The sequence below is a fragment of the Pseudomonas paraeruginosa PA7 genome (genome assembly GCF_000017205.1).
In the GTDB taxonomy this organism is placed as follows: Bacteria; Pseudomonadota; Gammaproteobacteria; order Pseudomonadales; family Pseudomonadaceae; genus Pseudomonas; species Pseudomonas paraeruginosa.
This window is the reverse complement of the sequence record NC_009656.1, coordinates 5878456-5905118: the sequence shown is the minus strand read 5'-3', so window position 1 is coordinate 5905118 and position 26663 is coordinate 5878456. Positions and strand designations below refer to the sequence as shown.

At 69.6% G+C, this 26663-nt stretch carries 22 protein-coding genes; 16 read left to right on the top strand and 6 right to left on the bottom strand.

Going from position 1 to position 26663, the window contains the following annotated elements:
- Positions 1-104 precede the first annotated feature (104 nt).
- Both PSPA7_RS27340 and PSPA7_RS27335 read left to right on the top strand, forming a co-directional pair.
- Entirely contained in the window at positions 105-1394 is a 1290-nt protein-coding gene (locus PSPA7_RS27340; RefSeq protein ID WP_012077683.1) for an acyl-CoA dehydrogenase family protein, read from the top strand.
- Between the two features lie 48 nt (positions 1395-1442).
- On the top strand, positions 1443-2651 hold the full coding sequence (locus PSPA7_RS27335; protein WP_012077682.1) for an acyl-CoA dehydrogenase family protein: 1209 nt from the start codon (positions 1443-1445) through the stop codon (positions 2649-2651).
- Between the two features lie 27 nt (positions 2652-2678).
- Here the strand turns inward: PSPA7_RS27335 and PSPA7_RS27330 are convergent, their stop codons facing one another.
- From PSPA7_RS27330 to PSPA7_RS27315, 4 genes are all read right to left on the bottom strand, one after another.
- A complete protein-coding gene (locus tag PSPA7_RS27330; RefSeq protein ID WP_012077681.1) occupies positions 2679-3596 on the bottom strand; it encodes a hypothetical protein in 918 nt (305 codons plus the stop codon).
- Between the two features lie 169 nt (positions 3597-3765).
- Positions 3766-4578 (bottom strand): aldo/keto reductase, encoded by an 813-nt coding sequence (locus PSPA7_RS27325; RefSeq protein ID WP_012077680.1) that lies wholly within the window; start codon positions 4576-4578, stop codon positions 3766-3768.
- Positions 4575-5750, bottom strand: coding sequence for an NAD(P)/FAD-dependent oxidoreductase (locus PSPA7_RS27320; protein WP_012077679.1), 1176 nt, complete (start codon positions 5748-5750; stop codon positions 4575-4577). The genes PSPA7_RS27325 and PSPA7_RS27320 overlap by 4 nt, the downstream gene beginning before the upstream one ends.
- Positions 5751-5810: 60 nt before the next feature.
- Positions 5811-6143, bottom strand: a complete 333-nt coding sequence (locus PSPA7_RS27315) for a DMT family transporter (RefSeq protein WP_012077678.1) — start codon at positions 6141-6143, stop codon at positions 5811-5813.
- A gap of 84 nt (positions 6144-6227) precedes the next feature.
- Between PSPA7_RS27315 and PSPA7_RS27310 the strand changes: the two genes are divergently transcribed.
- Both PSPA7_RS27310 and waaA read left to right on the top strand, forming a co-directional pair.
- Positions 6228-7112: a LysR family transcriptional regulator gene (locus PSPA7_RS27310; protein WP_012077677.1), complete on the top strand. Its 885-nt coding sequence runs from the start codon at positions 6228-6230 to the stop codon at positions 7110-7112.
- A gap of 36 nt (positions 7113-7148) precedes the next feature.
- Positions 7149-8426 carry a lipid IV(A) 3-deoxy-D-manno-octulosonic acid transferase gene (gene waaA / locus PSPA7_RS27305; protein WP_012077676.1) on the top strand — a complete coding sequence of 426 codons (1278 nt, stop codon included), beginning with the start codon at positions 7149-7151 and terminating at the stop codon, positions 8424-8426.
- Positions 8427-8478: 52 nt separating this feature from the next.
- Here the strand turns inward: waaA and PSPA7_RS27300 are convergent, their stop codons facing one another.
- A complete protein-coding gene (locus PSPA7_RS27300; protein WP_003155522.1) occupies positions 8479-9078 on the bottom strand; it encodes a helix-turn-helix domain-containing protein in 600 nt (199 codons plus the stop codon).
- A 77-nt stretch (positions 9079-9155) separates the two neighbouring features.
- Positions 9156-11102: an oxidoreductase gene (locus PSPA7_RS27295; RefSeq protein ID WP_012077675.1), complete on the bottom strand. Its 1947-nt coding sequence runs from the start codon at positions 11100-11102 to the stop codon at positions 9156-9158.
- 176 nt (positions 11103-11278) lie between these two features.
- On the opposite strand from PSPA7_RS27295, the gene PSPA7_RS27290 reads away from it, so the two are divergent.
- The 12 genes from PSPA7_RS27290 to PSPA7_RS27235 all read left to right on the top strand — a co-directional run bounded on the left by PSPA7_RS27290 (position 11279) and on the right by PSPA7_RS27235 (position 26651).
- Positions 11279-12370, top strand: a complete 1092-nt coding sequence (locus PSPA7_RS27290) for an ABC transporter substrate-binding protein (RefSeq protein ID WP_012077673.1) — start codon at positions 11279-11281, stop codon at positions 12368-12370.
- Between the two features lie 76 nt (positions 12371-12446).
- Positions 12447-13094 carry a TetR family transcriptional regulator C-terminal domain-containing protein gene (locus tag PSPA7_RS27285; protein WP_012077672.1) on the top strand — a complete coding sequence of 216 codons (648 nt, stop codon included), beginning with the start codon at positions 12447-12449 and terminating at the stop codon, positions 13092-13094.
- A 117-nt stretch (positions 13095-13211) separates the two neighbouring features.
- The gene (aruR, locus tag PSPA7_RS27280) at positions 13212-13946 is read left to right on the top strand and encodes a two-component system response regulator AruR (RefSeq protein WP_079262215.1); all 735 of its coding nucleotides are present in this window, start codon (positions 13212-13214) and stop codon (positions 13944-13946) included.
- 3 nt (positions 13947-13949) lie between these two features.
- Positions 13950-14726, top strand: coding sequence for a substrate-binding periplasmic protein (locus PSPA7_RS27275; RefSeq protein WP_012077670.1), 777 nt, complete (start codon positions 13950-13952; stop codon positions 14724-14726).
- Positions 14723-16975, top strand: a complete 2253-nt coding sequence (locus PSPA7_RS27270; RefSeq protein WP_012077669.1) for an ATP-binding protein — start codon at positions 14723-14725, stop codon at positions 16973-16975. The genes PSPA7_RS27275 and PSPA7_RS27270 overlap by 4 nt, the downstream gene beginning before the upstream one ends.
- A gap of 183 nt (positions 16976-17158) precedes the next feature.
- Complete coding sequence (locus tag PSPA7_RS27265) at positions 17159-18571, top strand: amino acid permease (protein WP_012077668.1); 1413 nt, start codon at positions 17159-17161, stop codon at positions 18569-18571.
- Between the two features lie 258 nt (positions 18572-18829).
- A complete protein-coding gene (locus tag PSPA7_RS27260; protein WP_012077667.1) occupies positions 18830-19621 on the top strand; it encodes an enoyl-CoA hydratase/isomerase family protein in 792 nt (263 codons plus the stop codon).
- Between the two features lie 20 nt (positions 19622-19641).
- A complete protein-coding gene (locus tag PSPA7_RS27255; protein ID WP_012077666.1) occupies positions 19642-20802 on the top strand; it encodes an acyl-CoA dehydrogenase family protein in 1161 nt (386 codons plus the stop codon).
- Positions 20803-20867: 65 nt separating this feature from the next.
- Positions 20868-22958: an acetate--CoA ligase family protein gene (locus PSPA7_RS27250; RefSeq protein WP_012077665.1), complete on the top strand. Its 2091-nt coding sequence runs from the start codon at positions 20868-20870 to the stop codon at positions 22956-22958.
- 42 nt (positions 22959-23000) lie between these two features.
- The gene (locus tag PSPA7_RS27245) at positions 23001-24680 is read left to right on the top strand and encodes a 5-guanidino-2-oxopentanoate decarboxylase (protein WP_079262214.1); all 1680 of its coding nucleotides are present in this window, start codon (positions 23001-23003) and stop codon (positions 24678-24680) included.
- A 22-nt stretch (positions 24681-24702) separates the two neighbouring features.
- The gene (gene aruH / locus PSPA7_RS27240) at positions 24703-25884 is read left to right on the top strand and encodes an arginine--pyruvate transaminase AruH (protein ID WP_012077663.1); all 1182 of its coding nucleotides are present in this window, start codon (positions 24703-24705) and stop codon (positions 25882-25884) included.
- A 50-nt stretch (positions 25885-25934) separates the two neighbouring features.
- The gene (locus PSPA7_RS27235) at positions 25935-26651 is read left to right on the top strand and encodes an NAD(P)H-dependent oxidoreductase (RefSeq protein WP_012077662.1); all 717 of its coding nucleotides are present in this window, start codon (positions 25935-25937) and stop codon (positions 26649-26651) included.
- Positions 26652-26663: the final 12 nt, after the last annotated feature.

The following is a 26663-nucleotide window of genomic DNA, read 5'->3' as shown; positions in this document are numbered from 1 at the left end:
TGGCGGATGACTGGCTGGCCTGACAACTCCCTTCGGCGAGACGGTCATAGGCGCTGCCCATGCGGCGGCGCATGATCCGGGCATCCCATCCTGCGTGGAGCAAGATGCCCATGAGCACCGATGTACAGGGCCGTGCCCTGGCTGTACTGAACCGCGTCGCCCAGGCCGACTGGCCGGACCGTTTCAATCTCCGCAAACCCTTCGAGAAACTGCTCTACAGCGGCAGCCGCACCGGTTTCCGCCTGGCCAGCGAGCGCTCGGCGAAGCAGACGAAGGGGCCGCGCAAGGCCGATCCGGACGGATTGTTCGACCTGTCTTTCTCCGATGACCAGCAGATGCTGGTGGACATGCTCGAAGGCTTCGCCCTGGAGGTGCTGCGTCCGCTGGCTCATGACGCGGACGCCGAGGCCAGCCTGCCGGCGGAGCTGCTCAACCAGGCGTTGGAGCTGGGCCTGACCCACTACGGCGTGGGCGAGGTGCACGGCGGCATGGCCGGCGAGCGCACCACCGTGACCACCGCGCTGATCGCCGAGGCCCTGGCCAAGGGCGACCTGTCGCTGGCGGCGGCGCTGCTGGTGCCACTGTCGGCAGCCAACTGCATCCGCCGCTGGGGCAGTCCGTCACAGCAGGCGCAGTGGCTGCTGGCGTTCGTCAGCGAGGAGGGCGCGCCGCTCACCGCCATCGCGGTCAACGAGCCGAGCCTGTTGTTCGATCCGCGCAAGCCGGCCACCCGTGCCCGGCGCAAGGGCAGCCACTACCTCGTTTCCGGGGAGAAATGCCTGGTCCTGCGGGGCCTGGAGGCCAGCCGCCTGATCGTTGCGGCGAACACCGATGACGGCCCCGCGCTGTTCCTGGTGGAGGCTTCGGCCAAGGGAGTCGAGCGGCGTGCCGAACCGGCGATGGGCTTGAAGGCAGGCGGCACCGCCCGGTTGCGCCTGAAAAGCGTCAAGGTGCCGGCGGGCAACCGTCTGGCCGCCGAGCATTTCGACTACCAGGCTTTCCTCGACCACGCGGCCCTGGCCTGGTGCGCCCTGGCGCTGGGCACCGGGCAGGCGGCGCTGGACTACGTGATCGCCTACTGCAACGAGCGCGAGGCTTTCGGCGAGCCGATCAGCCATCGCCAGGGCGTGGCCTTCATGGTCGCCGACATCGCCATCGAGCTGGATGCCATGCGCCTGATGGTCTGGCGCGCCTGCGCCCTGGCCGAGCGCGGCCAGGCGTTCCATCGCGAGGCCTACCTGGCGCGCCTGCTCTGTGCCGAGAAGGCGATGAAGATCGGCACCGACGCCGTGCAACTGCTCGGTGGCCACGGCTTCACCAAGGAACATCCGGCCGAACGCTGGTACCGCGACCTGCGCGCAGTGGCGCTGATGGCCGGCGGCCTGCACCTGTGAACCCGAGCGAGCGCGCGGCCCGCCGCGGCGAGTGAACGAGGAACCGACATGTACCTGGAAACCCCGAAGAAATTCCGCAGCCTGGCCAACCAGGCGCATCAGGTGGCGGAGAACTACTTCCGGCCGATCTCGCGCAAGTACGACAAGGCCGAGCACGCCTACCCGAAGGAGCTGGACCTGCTCGCCGCCCTGCTGGATGGCATGAACAGCGGCTCGCCCGAGGCGGTCGGCGCGACCTCGGCGAGCAAGCGCGCCGGCAGGCAGGTAGAGGAAGGCATCAAGAACGGCGGCAACCTGTCGGCGCTGCTCGGCGTGATGGAGCTGTGCTGGGGCGACGTCGGCCTGCTCCTGGCCATGCCGCGCCAGGGCCTGGGCAACGCGGCGATCGCCGCGGTGGCCAACGAGGAGCAGTTGCAGCGCTTCGGCGGTACCTGGGCGGCGATGGCGATCACCGAGCCGGGTTGCGGCTCGGACTCGGCGGCGATCCGCACCACCGCGACCCAGGATGGCGACCACTATGTGCTGAATGGCGAGAAGATCTTCGTCACTTCCGGCGAGCGGGCCGACGCGGTGGTGGTCTGGGCCACCCTGGACCGTAGCCTGGGGCGGGCGGCGATCAAGTCCTTCGTGGTCGAGAAGGGCACGCCGGGGATGACCGTCACCCGCCTGGAGAAGAAGCTCGGGATCAAGGCTTCGGATACCGCTTCGATCAGTTTCAATGATTGCCGGGTGCCGGCTGCGAACCTGCTGGGCAACGCCGAGGTCGACGTGCAGAAGGGTTTCGCCGGGGTCATGGAGACCTTCGACAATACCCGCCCGCTGGTGGCCGGGATGGCCGTCGGGGTGGCCAAGGCGGCGCTGGACCGGACCCGCGAATTACTGAAGAAGGCCGGCTGCAAGTTCGATTACAGGAAGCCGCTGCTCGTCGTCAGCCACGCCGAGGCGACCCTCTATCGGCTGGAGGCGGAATGGGAGGCGGCGCGCCTGCTGACCCTGAAGGCGGCGTGGATGGCCGACAACAAGCTGCCCAACTCGAAGGAGGCGTCCATCGCCAAGGCCAAGGCCGGGCGGGTGGCCAACGAGATCACCCTGAAGTGCGTGGAGCTGGCCGGGGCCCTCGGCTACGCCGAGGAGGAGCTGCTGGAGAAGTGGGCGCGGGACTCGAAGATCCTCGATATCTTCGAAGGCACCCAGCAGATCCAACTGCTGATCGTCGCCCGGCGCCTGCTGGGCAAGTCGTCCAGCCAGCTGAAGTAGGTCCGGGCCGGGCGGCCTGGCGTGGCCTCAGGCGCTGGCGCGGTCACGCGCGCCGCCCTGGTCGCCGTCGTCCGAGGGCCACAGCGCCAGCCAGTCGCGGAAGCGGATGCGCTCCTCGCGCACCAGCCAGCCGTCCTGTACGGCGAAGCTCTCGGCCAGCCACAGCCCGCGCGTGCCCGCCGGGCGCAGCTGGCCCTTGCGCAGGGTGAACAGCTCGCCGCTGGGGCGGCCCTGCGCCAGCGGCAACAGGTACAGGTCCGGGCGGCGGCGATCCAGGCGCGCCACCAACGGACCGCTCTCGAGCCGCTCGTCGACATGGTAGAGGCTCGGCTCGCGCGCATCGCGCGGCAGTTCCAGGCGCATGTCATAGACCAGTTGCAGCGAGGCCGTGGGCAGGTGCACGTAGGCCCGGGGGCGTTCCAGCAGGCGCAGGCTGCCGGCTTGCACCGGGCGGGCGGCGCCGGACAGCGGGGTGAGGACGAAGTGGCTGTTCTCCCGGTAGCGCAGCGAGCCCTGGTAGGGCGTCGGCAGCCAGGTATCGCCGAAGCGCCCGCCGAGCCAGCCGCCGGCGGTCTCCACCAGGCACTCCTCGGCGACCTCCTGGATCGCCGTGAGCAACGGCAGGTTCAATTCGTGTGCCGGCACGTAGCCGGAGATCAGCTTGAGCACGGTATCGCCGCGATCCAGGCGGCGCTGGCGGACCAGCACCCAGTAGTCGCGGCCCTGCCAGTTCAGGGTCAGGCGCACGGAGACGCCGAGATTGGCCAGCTCGGCGACGAAGCGCTGCGGGTCGGCGACCTCGATTCGCCGGCGGCGCCCGAGCATCTGCTGGAAGTTCAGTGGCAGGCCGAGGGCCTGGTAGACCAGGCCGTCCGGGGTGGCCTCCACCAGCAGCGGCAGGGTCTTGAAGGCGGACGGGTCCTTGCGGGCGAGCATTCGGGGCATACGGGACTCCTTCTCGGGTCATCGCGCCGGGGCGGGACGGAGGCTCTCGTTCGATGCACCGGCCACCGGAAGGTGAGGGCGGCAGGCAGGGTTCGGCTCGTTCGGGAGGAACATGGCAACGGAATGCACCGCGAGTGTCAACCCGCGGTTGTTGCAGCCGATGTATCGCTCAGGTCTTTTTCAGGGCTTGCGCGGCCATCGCGACATTATGGGCCAGGTGCAGCGGGTTGATGGTACCGACGATGGCCGCGCCGACGCCGGGCTGGCCGAACACCAGTTCGAAGCTGGCGCGCACCGGGTCCTGGCCGGCGTCCAGGCAGGCATGCCCGCTGGCCAGCGCCTTCTTCACCAGGATGCCCTTGGCGTGGGCGGCGGCGTAGTCGATGACCGGCAATTCGGCACGTTCGGCGAGGTTGTAGGTGACCATCGCGCAGTCGCCCTCGCGCAGGGCCTCCAGGCCGCCCTCTACGGTCTTGCCGGACAGCCCGTAGGCGCCGATCAGGCCCTCGCGCTTGAGCGCGGCGAGGGTCGGGTAGACCTCGCTGTTCTCCAGGATATCCAGGTCGTTGCCGTCGGAATGCACCAGCACCAGCTCGATGTGATCGGTCTCCAGGCGTTTCAGGCTGCGTTCGACGGAGCGCCGGGTATGCGCGGCGGAGAAATCGAAGTGCGACCGGCCGTCGACGAATTCCTCGCCGACCTTGCTGACGATCACCCAGTGCTCGCGCTGGCCGCGCAACAGCGGGCCGAGGCGCTCCTCGCTGCGCCCGTAGGCTGGCGCGGTGTCGATCAGGTTGATGCCGAGCTCGCGGGCCAGGGCCAGCAGGTCGGCGGCTTCGCGGTCGTCGGGGATGGTGAAGCCGGAAGGGTACTTCACGCCCTGGTCGCGACCGAACTTGACGGTGCCCAGGCCCAGCGGCGAGACCGTCAGGCCGGTGTCGCCCAGCGCGCGGTGCAGGTGGTGGAGGGTATCCTTGATCATTGGAAGGCAACCTCCCAGGCCGGCTCGGCGAGCGGCGGACGCGGCAGTTCCGGCAGCGCGGCATGTTCGCTGGGGCGGATGCCGTCTTCTTCCAGGCGGGCGCAGACCCGGTCGGCGAAGTCAGGGGCCAGCGCCAGCTTGGTCGGCCAGCCGACCAGCAGGCGTCCCTGTTCGGCGAGGAAGGCGTTGTCCGGGCGCAACAGGTTGGACTGCGCCGGCTCGGCGCGATCCACCCGCAGAGTCGCCCACCGCGCCTGGCCGAGGTCGATCCAGGGCAGCAGCTTTGCCAGCTCGCGCCGCGCCTCGGCGATCTGCGCGGCTTCGTCGCGGGCCACGCCATCGGCTTCGGCGATATCGCCGCCGAGGTACCAGACCGCCTGGCCATCGCGGGTCGGATGGGTGGTCACGGTGATCCGTGGCTTCGGCCCTGCGCCCAGGCAGTGGGCGTAGAGCGGCTTCAGGGTCTTCGCCTTGACCATCACCATGTGCAGCGGCCGCCGCTGCATGGCCGGTTGTTCCAGGCCCAGTTCGCGGAGCAGCGCCTCGTTGCCGGCACCGGCGCTGAGCACCACGCGCTGGGCACGGATCTCACGGCCGTCGACGCGCAAGCCGGCCAGCTCCTCGCCTTCGCGCAGCGCTTCGATGCGCTGGCCGGCGAGCAGGCTGTCGCCGGCCAGTTCCGCCAGGCGGCGAATCAGGTCGGGGACGTCGAAGACGATTTCCGTGAGGCGGTAGGCCTTGCCCTTGAACCCCTTGTCGCGCAATGCCGGCGGCAAATCGTCGCCCTTGGCCTGCTCGACCCGGCTGCGCACCGCCTTGCTGGCGAAGAAGCTGGTCAGGCTGCCGGCCAGGCCACCCGGCGACCACAGGTAGTGCGCCTCGGAAAGCAGGCGCACGCCCCGCAGGTCGAGTTCGCCGTCATCGCCGAGACAGGCGCGCCAGCGCCGCGGCATGTCGGCGATGGCTTCCGAGGCGCCGGTCAGGGCGCCATGCAGAGCGTACTTGGCACCGCCGTGGATGATCCCCTGCGACTTCACGCTCTGCCCGCCGCCGAGACTGGCGCTTTCCACCAGTACGGTGGCGTAGCCGGCCCGGCGCAGGCGGGCGTTCAGCCAGAGGCCGGCGATACCGCCGCCAACGATGAGGATGTCGGTGGAAAGGGCTTGGGGCATGGGGCTGCCTTATCGGAAACGGAAAGGGCGCAGTATACAACCTGCGCCCGCGACGGTCGTTCAGTGGCCCGAAGCGCGGGAAAACAGCTGGATCACCAGCACGCCGGCGATGATCAGGCCGATGCCGAGCAGGGCGGCCGGGTCCAGGCGCTGGCCGTAGACGAACATCGCAACCAGGCTGACCAGAACGATGCCCATCCCCGACCAGATGGCGTAGACCACCCCTACCGGCAGGGTACGCATGACCAGTACCAGCATGCTGAAGGCGACCACGTAGCCGCCCACCACCAGCAGCAGCGGCAGCGGTTTGCTGAGGCCGGAGACGGCTTTCAGCGAGGTGGTGGCGACCACTTCGGCGGCAATGGCGATGGCGAGGTAGAGATAGGTGGTCATGGCGAGGCCCTCCGGAAACTGTGGCCATTCTAGGGAGCCGGCGGATGGGATAAAGTCGTTACCTATCTGGATTGGAGATAGGTCATGCACTGGAGCCTGGAGCAGATCCGCCTGTTCGTCAGCGTCGCCGAGCGCCAGTCGTTCTCTGCCGCCGCCCGCGAACTGAAGCGGGTGCAGTCGGCGGTGAGCAACGGCATCGCGCTGCTGGAGGCGGACCTCGGCGTCACCCTGTTCGAACGCAGCAGCGGACGCCAGCCGCGCCTGACCGACGAGGGCCGGGTGCTGCTGGCGGAGGCGCGCGAGGTGTTGCGCCAGTGCGAGCGCCTGCAGGGGCGCGCGCTGGGGCTGGCGCGCGGTGAGGAACCGCGGCTGCGCCTGGCCCAGGACGAGGCAATGCCCTACCAGCCGGTGCTGGACAGCCTGGAAGCGCTGGCGCAGCGCTTTCCCAGGCTGGAGGTACAGGTGGCCAGCGGCGGCCAGGGCGACGTGACCCGACGTTTGCTCGAGGAGCAGGCCGACCTCGGCCTGCTGTTCCACCACGAGCGCATGCCCGAGTCACTGGAGCGGCGGCGCCTCGGCAGCGTCGAGATGGTAACCGTGTGCGGCGCCGGCCATCCGCTGGCCGGGCTGCCCCGGGTCAGCCGGCGCGAGCTGGCACAGCACCGGCAACTTTTGATCGTGCCCCAGCAGAGCGACTATCCGGGCGGCGAGCAGATCAGCCCGCAGGTCTGGCGGCTGGACAGCTTCTATTCCATGGCCGAGCTGCTGATGCGCAACCTCGGCTGGGCCTGGCTGCCGCGGCACGTGGTGCAGTACCCCACCTACGACCGGCTGATGATCGAGCTGACCAGCGACTGGACGCCGCCGCCACTGGTGGTCGAGCTGGTCTGGCGGCGCAACGAGGTGCTCGGCCCGGCGGCGGCCTGGCTCGGCGAAGCCTTCACCCGCCACCTGCGCGCCATCGGCTGAGCCGGGCGGCGGCAGTTTTTGCTAAGCTGCGCGCCCATGAACCGTACCCTCTATACCCTGCTGTTCCACCTCGGCTTGCCGCTGGTGGCGTTGCGCCTGTGGTGGCGCGCGCGCCAGGCGCCGGCCTACGCCAAGCGCATCGGCGAGCGTTTTTCCCTGTCCTTGCCCGAGGTGCCGCCCGGCGGCATCTGGGTGCACGCCGTCTCGGTGGGCGAGAGCATCGCCGCCGCGCCGATGGTGCGGGCGCTGCTGGAGCGCCATCCGCAGCTGCCGGTCACCGTCACCTGCATGACCCCGACCGGCTCGGAGCGCATCCGCGCATTGTTCGGCGAACAGGTCCGGCACTGCTACCTGCCCTACGACCTGCCGTGGGCGGCGGCACGTTTCCTCGACCGGATACGGCCGCGCCTGGCGGTGATCATGGAAACCGAGCTGTGGCCTAACCACATCCACGCCTGCGCGGTGCGCGGGATCCCGGTGGCGCTGGCCAACGCGCGCCTGTCCGAGCGTTCGGCGCGCGGCTACGCGCGCTTCGCCGGGCTGACCCGGCCGATGCTCGCCGAGCTGTCCTGGATCGCCGTGCAGACCGAGGCCGAGGCCGAGCGCTTCCGTAGCCTCGGCGCACGTCCGGAATGCGTCAGCGTGACCGGTTCGATCAAGTTCGACCTGCGCATCGACCCGCAGTTGCCGGCCGCCGCCGCCGCGCTGCGCGCCGAGTGGGGCGCGACGGCGCGTCCGCTGTGGATCGCCGCCAGTACCCACGCCGGCGAGGACGAGATCGTCCTGGCGGCTCACCGACGCCTGCTGGAAACGCGTCCCGACGCGCTGCTGATCCTGGTGCCGCGCCATCCGGAACGCTTCGCCGGCGTCCACGAGCTATGCCGCCGCGAAGGCTTCGCGACGGTCCGGCGCTCCGGCGGCGAGCCGGTGGAACGCGCGACCCAGGTGCTGCTCGGCGACACCATGGGCGAGCTGCTGTTCCTCTACGCCCTGGCCGACATCGCCTTCGTCGGCGGCAGCCTGGTGCCCAACGGCGGGCACAACCTGCTGGAACCGGCCGCCCTGGGCAAGCCGGTGTTCAGCGGCCCGCACCTGTTCAACTTCCTCGATATCGCCACGCAATTGCGCGATGCCGGGGCATTGGCCGAGGTGGCCGATGCCCCGCAGTTGGCCGACGGGGTGGCGCGCCTGTGGGCGCAGCCGGAGGACGCGGCAGCCATGGCGGCTGCCGGGGAGCGCGTGCTGCGTGCCAACCAGGGCGCCCTGGAGCGGCTGCTGGCAGGGCTGGCGCGGTTGCTCGGGCGCGCCGGTTAGCGTTCGCCCCGTACGGCCTTGCGCGTATCGCATAGCGTCCCGCCAGGGCGTTTCAAAACGTCGGCGGAGTGATCACCCAGAGCACCACGGCATCGCTCTCGCCCGGATTGCCGTAGCGGTGCGGTTCCTGGCTGGCGTAGCTGAAACTGTCGCCCTCGCGCAGTTGGAAGTGGCGCTCGCCGACCCAGAGTTCAAAGACCCCGCTGAGGATGTAGCCGGCCTCTTCGCCTTCGTGGCTGTAGCTCTGCTGGCTGTAGGTGCCCGGCGGGAAGCGCGAATGGAGGATCTCCAACTGGCGGCTGGGCTGCGGGCTGAGCAGTTCGTCGATGATGCCGTCTTCGTAATGCACGCTCATGCGCGTGTTGCGCCGTACCACGTAGCCGGCGTCCGCCGGGTCCACCGCGGCCTCGCTGGCGAAGAACCACTGGATGGTCACGCCCAGGCTGCGGGCGATGTTGAACAGCGCCGGAATCGACGGGTACGCCAGGTTGCGTTCCAACTGGCTGATGTAGCCGGCGGTGAGCTCGCTCTGCGCCGCCAGTGCGGCGAGGGTCAGGCCGCGGCGCTTGCGCAGGCCGCGGATGCGGGTGCCGAGGAAATGCGTTTCGCTGCGCGGCGTGTCGGTGGCGTCCGGCGTTGACGGGCGGGGCATGCGGCGGGGTCCTGGCTGCGTTTGCGGCATTCTAGGGGCTGGGCCGGGACCCGTCGAGGGCGCTCCGGCGAAGCCGCTCAGATGCTCCAGGCGGCCCTGAGCCCCTCGTAGATCGCTTCCTCGGCGGTGCGTGGCGCCAGGCAATCGCCGATTCGCACCACCTCCGCCAGGCCTGCCAGGCTATCGGCCAGGCTATCCACCGGCTGGTGGCCGTGGCACAGCACCAGGGTATCGACCTCCTCGAACAGCATCGCCGCGCCACTGGCGCTGTGCTGCATGTACACCGTGGCGTCGTCGCAGCCGTACAGGCGGGCATAGGGCGTGACCGGGATACCCAGGCGGTGCAGCTCGCCGGCCAACTGGTCGCGCACGTACAGCGGCAGGCTCTCGCCGCAATGGGTGCCATTCACCGCCAGGCGCACCTGGTGGCCCTCGCGTACCAGCTTTTCCGCGATACCGGGACCGATCCAGTCGCCCCGCCAGTCGGTGACCAGCACCGAGCGACCGGCCCGTACCTCGCCGCGCAGGACCTGCCAGGCATCCACCACCTGCAGCTCGCCGCCACGCTCGAAAGGCGGCCAATAGGGTTCGGCGCCGGTGGCGACGATCACCAGGTCCGGCCGCTCGCGTTCCACCAGCGCGCGGTCGACCGGGGTGTTGCGGCGCACCTCTACGCCGGCCAGTTGCATCTCCCGCTGCAGGTTGGTGGAAGCTCCGCCGAATTCGGCACGACGCGGCAGCAGTTGCGCCAGGTTGACCTGGCCGCCGAGTTGAGCACCGGCCTCGCAGAGCACTACCTCATGGCCGCGCTGTGCCGCCACCGCCGCCGCCTTCATCCCGGCCGGACCGCCGCCGGCGACCAGCACGCGCTTGCGCCGCGCGGCCGGATTGGGCGTTGCGTAGGTCAGCTCGCGGCCGGTTTCCGGGTGCTGGATGCAGGAGATCGGATAGCCACGGTGGAAATGTCCGATGCAGGCCTGGTTGCAGGCGATGCAGGCGCGCACGTCGTCGCTGCGCCCGGCCCCGGCCTTGTTCGGCATCTGCGGGTCGCAGATCAGCGCGCGGGTCATGCCGCAGACGTCGGCCTGGCCCCGGGCGAGGATCGCCTCGGCCTCCTGCGGCTGGTTGATGCGCCCGGTGACGAACAGCGGGATCGCCAGGCGCGCCTTGAAGGTACCGGCTTCGCGGGCCAGGTAGGCCGGCTCGATGGCCATCGGCGGCACGATGTGGATGGCGCCGCCGAGGGATGCCGAGGTACCGGCGACGATGTGCAGGTAGTCCAGCTCGCCCTGGACCGCCTCGGCCGCCTGCAGCGACTCGCTTTCGCTGAGACCCTCGGGGTCGCGCTCGTCGGCGGACAGGCGCAGGCCGACGATGAAGTCCTCGGCGGTGGCCGCGCGTACCGCCGCCAGCACCTCGCGGAGGAAACGCAGGCGGGCGTCGAGGTCGCCGTTGTAGCCGTCCGTGCGGCGGTTCACCCGCGGGTTGATGAATTGCGCCGGCAGATAGCCATGGCTGGCAACCACCTCCACCCCGTCCAGTCCCGCCTGGTGCAGGCGGCGCGCGGCGGCGGCGTAGCCGGCGACGATCTCGTCGATCAGCGGCTGGTCGAGTTCGCGGGGCATCACCCGGAAGCGTTCGTTGGGCGAGGCCGAGGCGGAATAGGCCACCGCCAGCAGGCCGTCGGCGGACTCCATGATCTCGCGCCCTGGATGGAAGACCTGCGACAGCACCAGGCAGCCTTCGGCGTGGCAGGCCTCGGCGACCCGCCGGTAGCCGGGAATGCAGGCGTCGTCGGTGGCCATCAGTACGTGCGAGGTGTAGCGCGCGCTGTCGTGCACGCCCGCCACCTGCATCACGATCAGCCCGGCGCCGCCGCGGGCGCGGGCCTGGTGGTAGGCGACCAGTTGGTCGTTGACCCGGTTGTCGGTGGGCATCGAGGTGTCGTGGCCGCTCGACATGATGCGGTTCTTCAGGCGTTTGCCCCGGATTTCCAGGGGACTGAACAGGTGCGGGAAATTCACGGCTGGCGTCCTTCTTGTCGTTATGGCGGCGCGCTTCAGAAACAGGATATGAATTTACCATCAGTAAAAAATCAACTTGTTTTTTTAAAATCGACTGGCTAGTTTCTGTTCCGTGGCTGCCTCCCGGTGGCTCGCTGCGATCCACTCCACAACAAGAACAAAGAGGAGACGCACATATGAACCGTTCCCCTGCGTTGCGCCCTGCCGCCAGCGTTCGTTCGCATTCCATCGGCGGTTGCCGCGTCCTGCTCGGCGCCGTCCTGCTGTCGCTCGCTGCCGTGGCGCCGCTACGCGCCGCCGACGGGCTGGTGGTGGTCGGCTACGGCGGCGCCGGACAGAAGGCCCAGGAGGTGGCGTTCTTCCAGCCGTTCACGCAGCAGACCGGGATTCCCCTGGTGCAAAGCGAGTACAACGGCGAAATGGCCCGGATCAAGGTGATGGCCGACACCGGCCACGCCGACTGGGACCTGGTCCAGGTCGAGGGGCCGGACCTGGCGCGCGGTTGCGACGACGGCCTGTTCGAGCGCCTGGACTGGGCGGCCATCGGCGGCGAGGAGCGCTTGATCGCCAATGCCGCCCAGGATTGCGGCTCGGCCGCCCTGGTCTGGGGCGTGGCGATCGGCTACGACGCCGACCGGCTGAAACAGCCGCCGGCCTCCTGGGCCGACTTCTGGGACGTGCAGCGTTTCCCCGGCAAGCGTGGCCTGCGCAAGCGGGCGATCTACAACCTGGAATTCGCCCTGCTCGCCGACGGCGTACCGCGCGAGCAGGTCTACCCGACGCTGGCGACCCGCGCCGGGGTCGAGCGTGCCTTCGCCAAGCTGGGCCAGCTCAAGCCCTACATCCAGTGGTGGGAGGCGGGAGCGCAGCCGACACAGTGGCTGGCCGCAGGCGACGTGGTGATGACCTCCACCTACACCGGGCGCATCGCCGACGCCCACCGCGCGGGGCGTAACCTGGCGCTGGTGTGGCCGGGCAGCCTGTACGGCATGGATTACTGGGCGGTGGTCAAGGGCTCGAAACGGGTCGCCGAGGCGCGCCGCTTCATCGCCTTCGCCAATTCCCCGGAGGCCCAGGTGCGCTACGTCGAGAACATTCCCTACGGGCCGACCAATCGCCAGGCCGCCCAGCGCCTGCCTGCGCGCCTGGCGAGCTGGGTGCCGACCGCGCCAGCGAACCTGGAGCAGGGCCTGGCGATGGACGACGAATTCTGGGTCGAGCACGGCGAAGAGCTGGAGGAGCGTTTCAACGCCTGGGCCAGCCAGTGAGACGGGCGCCACGTAACCTGCGATCATCGGGGCTGCCCGCCGGTGGTCGCGGGCGACGAGCAGGAGCCGCGAAAGGATGAACCAGGAAGTGCGCTTTTCCCGTCTGGAGCCAGAGCAGCGCAAGGCGCTGCTGATCGAGGCGACCCTGGCCTGCCTGAAGCGGCATGGCTTCCAGGGCGCCTCGGTGCGCAAGATCTGCGCCGAGGCCGGGGTATCGGTGGGCCTGATCAATCACCACTACGATGGCAAGGACGCGCTGGTGGCCGAGGCCTACCTGGCGGTCACCGGACGCGTCATGCGCCTGCTCCGCGGTGCCATCGACGCCGCACCGGGCGGCGCCCGCCCGCGGCTCTCGGCGTTCTTCGAGGCATCCTTCTCCGCCGAGTTGCTCGATCCGCAATTGCTCGACGCCTGGCTGGCGTTCTGGGGCGCGGTGGGCAGCATCGAAGCGATCGGGCGGGTCCACGACCACTCCTATGGCGAGTACCGGGCGCTGCTGGTCGGCGTGCTGCGGCAACTGGCGGAGGAGGATGGCTGGGCGGACTTCGACGCGGAACTGGCGGCCATCAGCCTCAGCGCCCTGCTCGACGGGCTGTGGCTGGAGTCTGGGCTGAATCCCGCGACCTTCACGCCGCGGCAGGGCGTGCAGATCTGCGAGGCCTGGGTGGATGGCCTGGAGGCGGGCGCCCATCGCCGCTTCCGGCGTGCGACGGAAGCTTGTTGATCGTCCGTTCAGTAGTGGATAGGCTGCTGCTGGCAGCGGAAGGCGCCCCGGCCCCTTCCGCCCACCGTCCGACAACCCAGAACAAGAAACGCCCCGGCCCGCCGGAGGCGCAAGGTGATGGCGATGGTTCCGCGCGTATTGGTGGTCGACGACGACCCGGTGATTCGTGAGCTTCTCCAGGCCTATCTCGGCGAGGAGGGCTATGACGTCCTCTGCGCCGGCAACGCCGAGCAGGCGGAAGCCTGCCTTGCCGAGTGCGCCCATCTCGGCCAGCCGGTCGAACTGGTGCTGCTGGACATCCGCCTGCCCGGCAAGGACGGCCTGACCCTGACCCGCGAGCTGCGGGTGCGCTCCGAGGTGGGGATCATCCTGATCACCGGGCGCAACGACGAGATCGATCGCATCGTCGGCCTGGAGTGCGGTGCCGACGACTATGTGATCAAGCCGCTGAACCCGCGCGAACTGGTATCGCGGGCGAAGAACCTGATCCGCCGGGTGCGCCATGCCCAGGCCAGCGCCGGCCCCGCCCGGCAGGCCCTCAGGCAGTTCGGCGACTGGCTGCTGGACACCGACCGGCGCCGCCTGATCGACCACGCGGGCAACGAGACGCTGCTCACCCACGGCGAATTCCAATTGCTCGGCGCCTTCCTGCGCAACAGCGGGCATACCCTGAGCCGCGACCAGTTGATGGACCAGATCCGCAACCGCGAGTGGCTGCCCAGCGATCGATCCATCGACGTGCTGGTCGGCCGCCTGCGCCGCAAGCTGCGCGACGACCCGGCCGAACCGCAACTGATCATCACCATCCACGGCGCCGGCTACCTGTTCACCGCCGCGGCCAGCGACGCCTGAGCCATGCAGGCCCGCTGGCTGGCACTCTGCGGATGGCTGCTGGGCGGCATGGCACAGGCTGCGGAGACCATCCGCTATTGCGACTATCCGGTATACCCGCCGATCTCCTGGAGCGACGGCCAGCAGGTACGGGGGTTGGCGCCGGAGCTGGTGAAGCGGCTGTTCGGCGCGCTGGGCTACCGGGTCGAGGTGGTGGTACTGGGCAACTGGCGGCGCTGCCTGCTGGACGCCGCCGCCGGACGGGTCGACCTGGTACTGGCCTACCGCACGCCCGCGCGCGATCGCGACCTGGCGTTTTCCGCCGAGCCGGTGTTGCGCGAGGACGTGGCGATCTTCTACAACCGCCAGCGGCCGGTGCGCATCCGTTCCCTCGGCGACCTCGCCGGCTATCGCGGCGGGTTGTTGTTCGGCGAAAGCTACGGGGCGGATTTCGACCGCTTCGTCGGCCGCCACGGCAACGTCGAATGGGTCTCCGACAGCCGACAGAACTTCGGCAAGCTGGTGCGCCAGCGCATCGACTACATCGCCCACGAACGCCGCACCGGCACGCTGTTCGCCGAGCGCCTGGCCGGCGGCGAGAACATCCGTGCGCTGCCTGAACCGCTGACGGTGGACTACCTGCGGGTGGCGGTCTCGCGGCACTCGCCGCTGGCGGCGAAGATGGACGAGATCGACCGGGCCCTGCGTGGCTATCGCGACGACGGCAGCATCCAGCGTTGGCTGGACGACAGCGTGCGCGATTATCGGCGCCTCGCCGGCAACCGCGCGGAGGCCTGGTGAGCGGCCGCGGCGGAGTGTTGGCGCGGCGCCTGTTGTGGCGGGTGCTGCTGTTCAGCCTGTGTTTCACCGTCCTCGCCGGCGCCGTGCAGCTGTTCTTCGAATACCGCCGTGAAATGCGCGAGATCGAGGCGCGCCTGGAACTGATCCGCAGCGGCTACCTGGCCAGCTTCGAGCGCAGCCTGTGGGATCTCAACCAGGAGCAGTTGAACGTGCAGTTGCGCGGCCTCGGGGATTTCCCCGACATCGCCCGTGTCAGCCTGCAAAGCGCCGACTTCAACCTGTTGCAGGGCGACCAGCGTCCACGCGGCATGCTGCGGGTCGAGCGCTTTCCCTTGAGCTACCAGCCGCCGGGGGGCGAGCGTCGGCAACTGGGCGAGCTGGAGATCGCCATCGACCTGGCGGCGGTCTATCGCCGGCTGGCCTCCGGCGGCCTGGCCAGCCTCTTGTGGATGGGCAGTTTCCTTTGCGGCCTGGCGGTGGCTCTCAGTTGGCTGTTCCACAGCCTGGTCACCCGGCACCTGTGGCGCATGTCCGAGTTCGCCGGGCATATCGCCGAAGGCGACCTGCAACAACCGCTGCGACTGGACAAGGCGGACCGCGAACGCGACGAGATCGACGCCGTCGCCGCCGCCCTGGAAGACATGCGCCAGGCCCTGCGCACCGATCGCCGCCGGCGCGATGCTGACCGCGACGAGTTGCGCCGACAGGTCGAGCGACGCACCGCCAGCCTGCGCCGGGCGAAGGACCAGGCGGAAGCCGCCGACCGCGCCAAGAGCCGTTTCCTCGCGACCATGAGCCATGAGATCCGTACCCCGCTGAACGGCATCCTGGGTATGGCCGAGCTGCTGCGCGAGGCATCGCTCGGCGAGCGTGACCGCCAGCGCCTGCGGGCACTGGCGACAGCGGGGGAGGGACTGTTGGCGATCCTCAACGAGGTCCTCCACTTCGCCCGGCTGGAGGAAGCGCCGGATGCGCCGGAAGCGGTGGATTTCTCCCTGCGGAGCCTGCTCGAGGACGTCCTCACCCTGCTCGAACCGCGGGCGCGGGAGAACGCCACGCGGCTGGACCTGTGGCTGGACCCGCAGGTTCATGACGGCCATCGCGGCGCCGAGCAGTTCCTGCGCCAGGTGTTGACCAACCTGCTGGGCAACGCGGTGAAGTTCACCGAGGCCGGCGAGGTGCGCGTTCGCGTCGAGCGGCTGGCGCGCAACGCAGGAGGCGAGCGACTGCGGCTGAGCGTCGCGGACGATGGAATCGGCATTCCCGAGGAAATGCACGAGCGCATCTTCGAGCGCTTCACCCAGGGCGGCGACGCCGTGACCCGCCGTTACGGCGGAACCGGCCTGGGCCTGGCGATCAGCAAGCGGCTGGTGGAAGCGCTGGGCGGGCGGATCGGCGTGGAGAGTCAGGTCGGCCAGGGCAGCACCTTCTGGTTCGAGATCGAGCTGGCGCTGGCGAGCTTGCCCGGCGCGACGCCGCCGGCGGCATCGGTGTCCGCGCTGGAGGTGCTGCTGGTGGAGGACGTGGCGCTCAACCGCGAGGTGGCCCAGGGCCTGCTCGAGCGGGACGGCCACCGGGTGATGCTGGCCGAGGACGCGGGGCCGGCCCTGGCGCTGTGCCGGCAGCGGCGCTTCGACCTGATCCTGCTGGACATGCACCTGCCGGGGATGGCTGGCCTCGAGCTTTGCGCCGGGATTCGCCGACAACTCGACGGCCTGAACCGCGTCACACCGATCTTCGCCTTCACCGCCAGCATCCAGCCGGACATGGTGCGTCGGTACTTCGCCGCGGGCATGCAGGGCGTGCTCGGCAAGCCCCTGCGGATGGACGAGCTGCGCCGCGCGCTGGGCGAGGTCGGCACCAGCGTGCCTGCGCTTGCGGCGGACGCCGCGCTGGACCGGCAAATGCTCGAGACCCACCGCCGCCTGCTGGGGCGGCACAAGCTCGCCGGACTGCTGGGCAACCTGCTGGGAAGCCTGGACGAGCAGTTGCCGCTGCTGGCCGAAGCCCTGGACCAGGCGGACCTGGCCGAGGCGGTGAACATCGCCCATCGCCTGTCCGGAAGCTGCCACTCCATGGGCCTGGTGGCGCTCGGCGCCGGCCTGGGCGAGCTGGAGCGCGAGGCCCTGGGCGCGGCCGGGGTCGACCCGCGGGCCTGGGGCGCACGCCTGGGCCGCCTGCGCCGCGACGGCGCCGAGGCCCTGCGCCGCGCCGGCTTCCTCGGCGAAGCCGACGCAGCGGCCGGTTGAGCGGCGCGGCGAACAACTTCCTTACAGCTTTTTACATCTTCGATCCGCGCGTTCAACGGCGTCTTACATCCGCCGCCAATAATCCGCTCATCCGTGCGCAAGACACGGCCTCTGACAGAGTGGAGACAAGAATAATGAGCCATCTCGAAGACCCCTGCGCGTACTCTCATCCGGAGGTGCGCCATGGCTGAAGGCAAGGAAAGACTGCAACTCACCCGGGCCTTGGCGAGCCGCCACATCTTCATGCTGTCCCTCGGCGGGGTGATCGGCACCGGGCTGTTCATGGGCTCCGGCGTGACCATCAACCAGGGCGGCCCGGCCGGCGCGGTGCTGGCCTACCTGGTGGCCGGGGTGCTGATGTACCTGGTGATGGTCTGCCTCGGCGAGCTGTCGGTGCAGATGCCGGTCTCCGGTTCGTTCCAGGCCCACGCGACGCGCTTCATCGGCCCGGCGACCGGCTTCATGATCGGCTGGGTCTACTGGATGAGCTGGGCCTCCACGGTAGGCCTGGAATTCACCGCGGCCGGGATGCTCATGACCCGCTGGTTTCCGGAGGTGCCCGTGTGGCTATGGTCGGGTTTCTTCGTGGTCGTGCTGTTCTCCCTCAATGCCCTGGCGACCCGCGCCTTCGGCGAGGCCGAGTACTGGTTCGCCGGGATCAAGGTGGCGGCGATCCTGGTGTTCATCGTGGTCGGGGGGCTGGTGATCTTCGGCGGTATCGAACTGAAGAGCGGTGCGCCGGCGCCGATGTTCTCCAACCTGGTCGGCGAGCGGCTGTTCCCCAACGGGCTGTCGGCGGTGTTCGCGGTGATGATGACGGTGGTCTATGCCTTCCAGGGTTGCGAGATCATGGGCGTCGCCGCCGGCGAGACCGAGCGACCGGAGAAGAGCATCCCGCGGGCGGTGCGCAACGTGGTGTTCCGCGTACTGATCTTCTATGTGCTGGCCATCGTCGTGCTTTCCGCCATCATTCCCTGGCAACAGGCCGGGCTGGTGGAAAGCCCGTTCGTGCAGGTCTTCGACATGGTCGGGATTCCCTACGCGGCGGACCTGATGAACTTCGTCATCCTCACCGCCATCCTCTCGGTAGGTAACTCCGGCCTGTACGCCTCGACGCGGATCCTCTGGGCGATGTCCAGGAACGGCATGGCCCCGCGCGGCCTGTCGAAGCTCAGCGCGCGCGGCGTACCGCTCTACGCGCTGCTGATCACCTTGTGCTTCGCCCTGCTCTCGTTGCTGACCAGCGTGGTCGCCGCCGACACCCTGTTCATGGTGCTGATGGCGGTGAGCGGGATGTCCGGCACCGTCACCTGGATCGTCATCGCCTACGCCCAATACCGCTTCCGCCGCGAGCACATGGCCGGCGGCGGCACGGTCGCCGAGCTGAAATATGCCGCGCCGCTGTTCCCGCTGGTGCCGTTGGCCTGTATCGCCGTGTGCTGCTCGCTGTTCGTCTTCCTCGCCCTCGATCCCACCCAGCGGCCATCCTTGTACTGGGGCTTCGGCTTCATCGCCGCCTGCTACCTGGCCTATTACGTGGTTCGTCGCCGGCAGCCGCAGGGACTGGGCGACCCCGCCCTGGGACGGGCCGGCTGAACGGCCATTCGCAGGTCCCGACGCCCGCCGCATCCGGCGGGCGTTTTCGTTTTCGCCTGGTTGGTTTGTTCGAAGTTGTAACAGCCGGCTCGCGCGGGCCTCCGCCGCTTTTCGGCGGATCGCATGGCGTGTGGCTTTGCGCCTGCCGCAGGGCCGTTACATACACCCGAATGGGTGGATTGTGGTCTTGTTGAACGAGTGTTTAGTATTGCCTGAAAGCCGTGATCGCCATCAACCAACAATAAGAACGAGGGCCGCATGACTGACCTTTCCCCATTGCAGACGCGGGTCGAAGCCGGGATCGCCTGGCTCGTCCTGAACCGTCCGCAACAGCGCAATGCACTGGATATCCCCACCCTGGAGGCCCTGCACCTCCGACTCGATGCCTGTGAGCGCGACCCGGCAGTGCGCGCTGTGGTCCTCAGCGGCAGCGGACGCAGTTTCTGCGCCGGGGCCGATCTCGCCGAATGGGCGGCGGCCGAGGCCCGTGGCGAGCTGGAAAGCTATGGCTGGACCGAGGCCGCCCACACCCTGATGGGTCGCCTGCACGCCCTCGACAAACCCACCGTCGCCGCCGTCAACGGCAGCGCCGTGGGCGCTGGCATGGACCTGGCGCTGTGCTGCGATTTCCGCATCGCCGCCGCCTCGGCGCGCTTCAAGGCCGGCTACACCGGCATGGCCTACTGCCCGGACGCCGGCGCCAGTTGGCATCTGCCACGGCTGCTCGGCAGCGAGGCGGCCAAGCGCCTGCTGTTCCTCGACGAAGCCTGGAGCGCGGAGCGCGCCCTGGGCGCCGGACTGGTCGGCGAGGTGGTCGCCGACGAGCGCCTGGTTGAGACGGTCGGCGCCTTCGCCGCGCGTCTCGCCAGCGGCCCGACCTTCGCCTTCGCCCAGACCAAGCGCCTGCTGCGCGACGGCGCCGGGCGCTCGCTGGCCGAGCAGTTGCGGGCCGAGCAGGCCGCCGGGCTGCTCTGCGGGCGCAGCGAGGATGCCGCCGAGGCGCTGCGCGCCGTGGCCGAGAAACGTTCCCCTCAATTCAGCGGGCGCTAGGCGCCGAGCAGGTGATTCCCATGGATTTCAGGCTGACCCAGGAACAGGACATGCTGGTCGAGGCGGTGCGCAGCTTCGTCGAGAAGGAACTGCTGCCCCACGAGGACGATGTCGACCGCGCCGACGCGGTGTCGCCGGAGCTGGCCGCGCAGATTCGCGGCAAGGCCCTCGCCGCCGGTTTCTATGCCTTCAACATGCCCGAAGAAGTGGGCGGCGGCGGCCTCGACTACCTGTCCCAGGCGCTGGTCGAACGCGAGCTGTCGAAGGTCTCCTGGGCCCTCCACGTATTCGTCGCGCGGCCCTCGAAGATCCTCATGGCCTGCACCGGGGAACAGCTCGGCGACTACCTGTTGCCCTGCGTGCAGGGCGAAAAGACCGACTGCTTCGCCCTCACCGAGCCGGGCGCCGGCTCCGACGCCAATTCGATCAAGACCCGTGCGGTGCGCGACGGCGACGCCTTCGTGATCAACGGCAGCAAGCACTTCATCAGCCACGCCGGGCACGCCGACTTCGCCATCGTCTTCGCCGTCACCGACAGCTACGAGCACAACGGTCGCAAGCGCAACGCGGTGACCGCCTTCCTGGTGGACAAGGGCACGCCCGGGATGACCGTGCGGCGCGGACCGAAATGCGTGAGCAACCGTGGCTACCACACCTACGAGATCTTCTTCGACGATTGCCGGGTGCCGGCCTCCAAGGTACTCGGCGAGGTCGGCAAGGGCTGGGAAGTGGCCAACGCCTGGCTCACCGCCGGACGGGTGATGGTCGCCGCCAACTGCGTCGGCCAGGCCCAGCGCGCGCTCGACCTGTCGCTGCGCTGGGCGGCCGAGCGCAAGCAGTTCGGCCAGCCGATCGGCAGCTACCAGGGCGTTTCCTTCAAGCTCGCCGACATGGCCACGCAGATCCGTGCCGCCGAGCTGATGACCCTGCACACCGCCTGGAAGATGGACCAGGGCACCATGACCGACGGCGAGGCCGGCATGGCCAAGCTGTTCGCCAGCGAGACCCTCGGCAAGGTCGCCGACGAAGCGGTGCAGATCTTCGGCGGCATGGGCCTGATGGATGAAGGACCGGTCGAGCGCATCTGGCGCAACGCGCGGATCGAGCGGATCTGGGAGGGCACTTCGGAAATCCAGCGGCACATCGTTTCCCGCGAACTGCTACGGCCGTTGCTGCGTTGAAGTCCTGGCTCCCGTCTCCTCCAGGGGAGAGGGGAAGGCTGCCATGTTCCGAATCGAGAACCGACATGAATCGTGAAAACCTCAAGCGCCTGCTGGCACCCAGGCATCTCGCCTTCATCGGCGGCCGTGGCATGGCGCGTGCCCTGAAACGCTGTGCCGAAAGCGGTTTCGCCGGCCAGTTGTGGCTGGTCAATCCGCAGCACGCCGAACTCGAAGGCGTACCCTGCGTGGCCAGCGTCGCCGACCTGCCGTGCGGCCCGGACGCGGCGTTCGTCGCCACCAACCGCGAACTGACCCTCGACGCGGTCGCCGCGCTCGCCGCCAAAGGTGCCGGCGGGGCGATCTGCTATGCCTCCGGCTTCGCCGAAACCGGCGAACAGGGTCTGGCCGTGCAATGTCGGCTGCTGGCCGCCGCCGGCGAAATGGCGCTGCTCGGCCCGAACTGCTACGGCCTGCTCGACTACCTGCACGGCGCCGCGCTATGGCCGGTGGCACATGGCGGTCGGCAGGTGGAGCGGGGCGTCGCGGTGCTGACGCAGAGCGGCAACTTCGCCTACAACCTGTCGATGAGCGACCGTTCGCTGCCGGTGGCCTATATGGCATCGGTGGGCAACCAGGCGCAGCTGGGCATCGCCGAGCTGATGGATGTGCTGCTCGACGAGCCGCGGGTGACTGCCATCGGCCTGCATCTGGAAGGGCTGAAGAACGTCCCGGGGTTCGCCCGCGCGGCCTATAAGGCGTTGCAGAAAGGCGTGCCGGTGATCGCCCTGAAGACCGGGGTGTCGGAGATCGGTGCAGCCCTCGCGCTCAGCCACACCAGTTCCCTGGCCGGTTCCGACGCGCTCTACGACAGCCTGTTCGAGCGCCTCGGGGTAATCCGCGTGAGCGGCCCGGTGAGCTTCGTCGAAACCCTCAAGGCCGCCGCCTGCGGCCACCTGCCTGGCGGGCCGAGCCTGGTCGCGCTGGCCTGCTCCGGCGGCGACGCCGGGTTGATCGCCGATTACGCCGAGCGCAACGGCCTGGCATTGCCGTCTTTCGATGCCGGACAGCGCGACGAACTGGCCGGGGTGCTGCCCGACTACGCCAACATCGCCAACCCGCTGGACTTCACCACCGCCATCTGGGGCGATGCCGCGGCCCTGGAGGAAATGCTCGACAGCGCTTTGCGCAGCCCTGCCGACGCCGCCCTGCTGGTGCTCGACTATCCGGGCGAGGAAACCGGCGAGCGGCCGCAGTGCGACCTGCTTCTGCAACGCTACTGCGCCGCGCTGAAGCGCCACGGCAAGATCGGCTTCATCGCCTCGGCGTTCCCGGAACTGCTGCCGGCCCGGGCCCGCGAACTGTTGCACGGCGAGGGCGTCGCTGCGCTGCAGGGCGTCGAGGATGGTCTCGCCGCCTGGGGACGGATCGCCCGCTACCGCCAGCGCCGTGTGGCGCTGCTGGAGCGCGGTGAGGCGGCGTTGGTGCCGATCTGCCCAGGGCCGCTGGCGAGCGATGGCTACCTGCTCGACGAGTGGCAATCCAAGCAGGCGTTGAAACCCTTCGGCCTGCCGCTGCCCCAGGGGGTGCTGAGCACCCCCGGCCAGGCCCGCGAAGCGGCCCTCGACCTCGGCTTCCCGCTGGTGCTCAAGGCGGTCAGCGCCGCACTGCCGCACAAGACCGAGGCCGGCGGCGTGGCGCTCGGCCTGCGCAACGAGGCGGCGTTGGAGGCGGCATTGTTCGACATGCGCGAAAGCCTGGCCCGGCACGCGCCGCAACTGGTCTTCGAGCGCGTGTTGCTGGAGCGCATGGCTGGCGCGCCGCTGGCCGAGCTGATCGTCGGGGTCAAGCGCGAGGAGGGCTTCGGCCTGGCATTGGTGATCGGTGCCGGCGGGATACTCGTGGAGCTGCTGCGCGACAGTCGCAGCCTGCTCCTGCCGACCACCGACGCGGCGATCCGCGATGCCCTGCTGAGCCTGCGCAGCGCGCCGTTGCTCAGCGGCTTCCGCGGTCGCCCGGCGGTATGCATGGAGTCCCTGGTGGCGGCGATCCGTGCGGTCGCCGAATTCGCCTGCGAACATGCCGAGCGCCTGCTGGAGCTGGACGTCAACCCGTTGCTGGCGGATGCCGAGGGAGCGCTGGCGGTGGATGCGTTGATCCGGCTGGCCAATGGCTGAAGGCCCGGGGGGACACGACGGCTCCCCCTCCCGCTTGTGGGAGTGGGAGCAAGAGCGCTGCGGCGCGAACGGCGACTCCGATGGTCGCCGAACTGGACGAGGATATTGCCCATGCAACCCCAGAAGACCCTCACCGCCGGCCAGGCCCTGGTCCGCTTGCTGGCCAACTACGGCGTGGATACCGTTTTCGGCATTCCCGGCGTGCATACCCTCGAGCTGTACCGCGGACTTCCGGGCAGCGGCATCCGCCACGTGCTGACCCGCCACGAGCAGGGCGCCGGCTTCATGGCCGACGGCTATGCGCGGGTCAGCGGCAAGCCGGGAGTGTGCTTCGTCATCACCGGGCCGGGCGTGACCAACGTCGCCACCGCCATCGGCCAGGCCTACGCCGACTCGGTGCCGCTGCTGGTGATCTCCAGCGTCAACCACAGCGCCAGCCTGGGCAAGGGCTGGGGCTGCCTGCACGAGACCCAGGACCAGCGTGCCATGACCGCGCCGATCACTGCGTTCTCCGCCCTGGCCTTGAGCCCGGAACAGCTGCCCGAACTGATCGCCCGGGCCTACGCGGTGTTCGACAGCGAGCGTCCGCGCCCGGTGCATATCTCGATCCCGCTCGACGTGCTCGCCGCGCCGGTGGCCCATGACTGGAGCGCTGCCGTGGCGCGCCGCCCTGGTCGTGGCGTGCCGTGCACCGAGGCATTGCGGGCGGCGGCGGAGCGCCTGGCTGCGGCCCGGCGACCGATGCTCATCGCCGGCGGCGGCGCGCTGGCGGCCGCCGAGGCGCTTGCCGCGCTGAGCGAGCGCCTGGCCGCGCCGCTGTTCACCAGCGTCGCCGGCAAGGGCCTGCTGCCCCCGGACGCTCCGCTCAACGCGGGGGCCAGCCTGTGCGTGGCGCCGGGCTGGGAGATGATCGCCGAGGCCGACCTGGTGCTGGCGGTGGGCACCGAGATGGCCGACACCGACTTCTGGCGCGAACGCCTGCCGCTGTCCGGCGAACTGATCCGCGTCGATATCGACCCGCGCAAGTTCAACGACTTCTATCCCTCTGCCGTGGCGCTCAAGGGCGACGCCCGGCAGACCCTGGAGGCGCTGCTGGCGCGCCTGCCGCAGGAGGCCCGCGACGGCGCGCCGGCCGCCGCGAGGGTGGCGCGCCTGCGCACGGAGATCCGCGCGGCACACGCGCCGCTACAGGCGCTGCACCAGGCGATCCTCGACCGGATCGCCGCTGCGCTGCCGGCCGATGCTTTCGTCAGCACCGACATGACCCAGCTGGCCTATACCGGCAACTACGCGTTCGCCAGCCGAGCGCCGCGCAGCTGGCTGCATCCCACCGGCTACGGCACCCTCGGCTACGGCCTGCCGGCCGGCATCGGCGCCAAGCTCGGCGCCCCGCAGCGCCCGGGCCTGGTGCTGGTCGGCGATGGCGGCTTCCTCTACACCGCGCAGGAACTGGCCACCGCCAGCGAGGAACTGGACAGTCCGCTGGTGGTGCTACTGTGGAACAACGACGCGCTCGGCCAGATCCGCGACGATATGCTCGGCCTGGACATCGAGCCGATCGGCGTGCTGCCGCGCAACCCCGATTTCGCCCTGCTGGGCCGCGCCTACGGCTGCGCGGTGCGCCAGCCGCAGGACCTGGACGAACTGGAGCGGGACCTGCGGGCCGGCTTCGAGCATCCTGGCGTGACCCTGATCGAACTGCGGCACGCCTGCGCGCGCTGACCGCCGGACAAGGAGAGCATCCATGCGCTATTCCGACCTCACCCAACGTATCGCCGGCGACGGCGCCGCTGCCTGGAACATCCACTATCGCGCGCTGGCGCGGGTCGAGCAGGGCGAGGACATCCTCCTGCTGTCGGTCGGCGACCCCGACTTCGACACCCCGGCGCCCATCGTCCGGTCGGCCATCGACAGCCTGCTGGCCGGCCACACCCACTACGCCGAGGTGCGCGGCAAGCGCGCCCTGCGCCAGCGCATCGCCGAGCGCCACCGTCGGCGTAGCGGCCAGGCGGTGGACGCGGAGCAGGTGGTGGTGCTGGCCGGCGCCCAGTGCGCGCTGTACGCGGTGGTGCAGTGCCTGCTGGATCCGGGCGACGAGGTGATAGTCGCCGAGCCGATGTACGTCACCTACGAAGCGGTGTTCGGCGCCTGTGGCGCGCGGGTGGTGCCGGTGCCGGTGCGCTCCGAGAATGGCTTCCGCGTGCAGGCCGGGGAGGTCGCCGCACTGATCACCCCGCGCACGCGCGCGATGGCGCTGAACAGCCCGCACAACCCGTCCGGCGCCAGCCTGCCGCGGGCCACCTGGGAAGCCCTGGCCGAGCTGTGCAGGGCTCATGACCTGTGGATGATCTCCGACGAGGTCTACAGCGAACTGCTGTTCGACGGCGAGCACGTCAGTCCGGCCAGCCTGCCGGGGATGGCCGAGCGCACCGCGACCCTGAACAGCCTGTCGAAGTCCCATGCGATGACCGGTTGGCGGGTCGGCTGGGTGGTCGGCCCCGCGGCGCTCTGCGCGCACCTGGAGAACCTCGCCCTGTGCATGCTCTATGGCTCGCCGGCGTTCATCCAGGATGCCGCCTGCACCGCGCTGGAAGCGCCGCTGCCGGAGTTGGAGGTGATGCGCGAGGCCTACCGCCGCCGCCGCGACCTGGTGCTCGAATGCCTGGCCGACAGCCCCGGCCTGCGTCCGTTGTGCCCGGACGGCGGCATGTTCGTGATGGTCGATATCCGCCCCACCGGACTTTCCGCCCAGGCCTTCGCCGACCGCCTGCTGGACCGCCATGGCGTCTCGGTGCTCGCCGGCGAAGCCTTCGGCCCGAGCGCCGCCGGGCATATCCGTCTCGGCCTGGTGCTTGGTGCCGAACCGCTGCGCGAAGCCTGCCGGCGCATCGCGCTGTGCGCCGCCGAGTCGCTCGGCCAGGCCTGAAACCCTCGGCCGCGAGCGATGCGGCCGATCACCACGATTCGGAAACCACGATGAACGTACTGATCGTCCACGCCCACAACGAACCGCAATCCTTCACCCGCGCGCTCTGTGACCAGGCATGCGAGACCCTGGCAGGCCAGGGCCACGCGGTGCAGGTCTCGGACCTCTACGCGATGAACTGGAACCCGGTGGCCAGTGCCGCCGACTTCGCCGAACGCGCCGATCCCGACTACCTGGTGTACGCCCTGGAGCAGCGCGAGAGCGTCAAGCGCCAGAGCCTGGCCGCCGACATCCAGGCCGAGCTGGACAAGCTGCTGTGGGCCGACCTGCTGATCCTCAACTTCCCGCTCTACTGGTTCTCGGTGCCGGCGATCCTCAAGGGCTGGTTCGACCGCGTGCTGGTCTCCGGGGTCTGCTACGGCGGCAAGCGCTTCTACGACCAGGGTGGCCTGGCCGGCAAGAAGGCGCTGGTCAGCCTGACCCTGGGCGGGCGCCAGCACATGTTCGGCGAGGGCGCCATCCACGGGCCGCTGGAGGACATGCTGCGGCCGCTCCTGCGCGGCACCCTGGCCTATGTCGGCATGCAGGTGCTGGCGCCCTTCGTCGCCTGGCACGTGCCTTACATCAGCGACGAGGCGCGCGGGGCGTTCCTGGCCGCCTATCGCGCCCGCCTGGCGCGCCTGGAGGACGATGTTCCGCTGGTCTTTCCGCGCCTGGAGCAGTTCGACGAGCGGCTCCGTCCGTTGCTGCCTGTTCCATCGACATGAAAAACGCCCCGC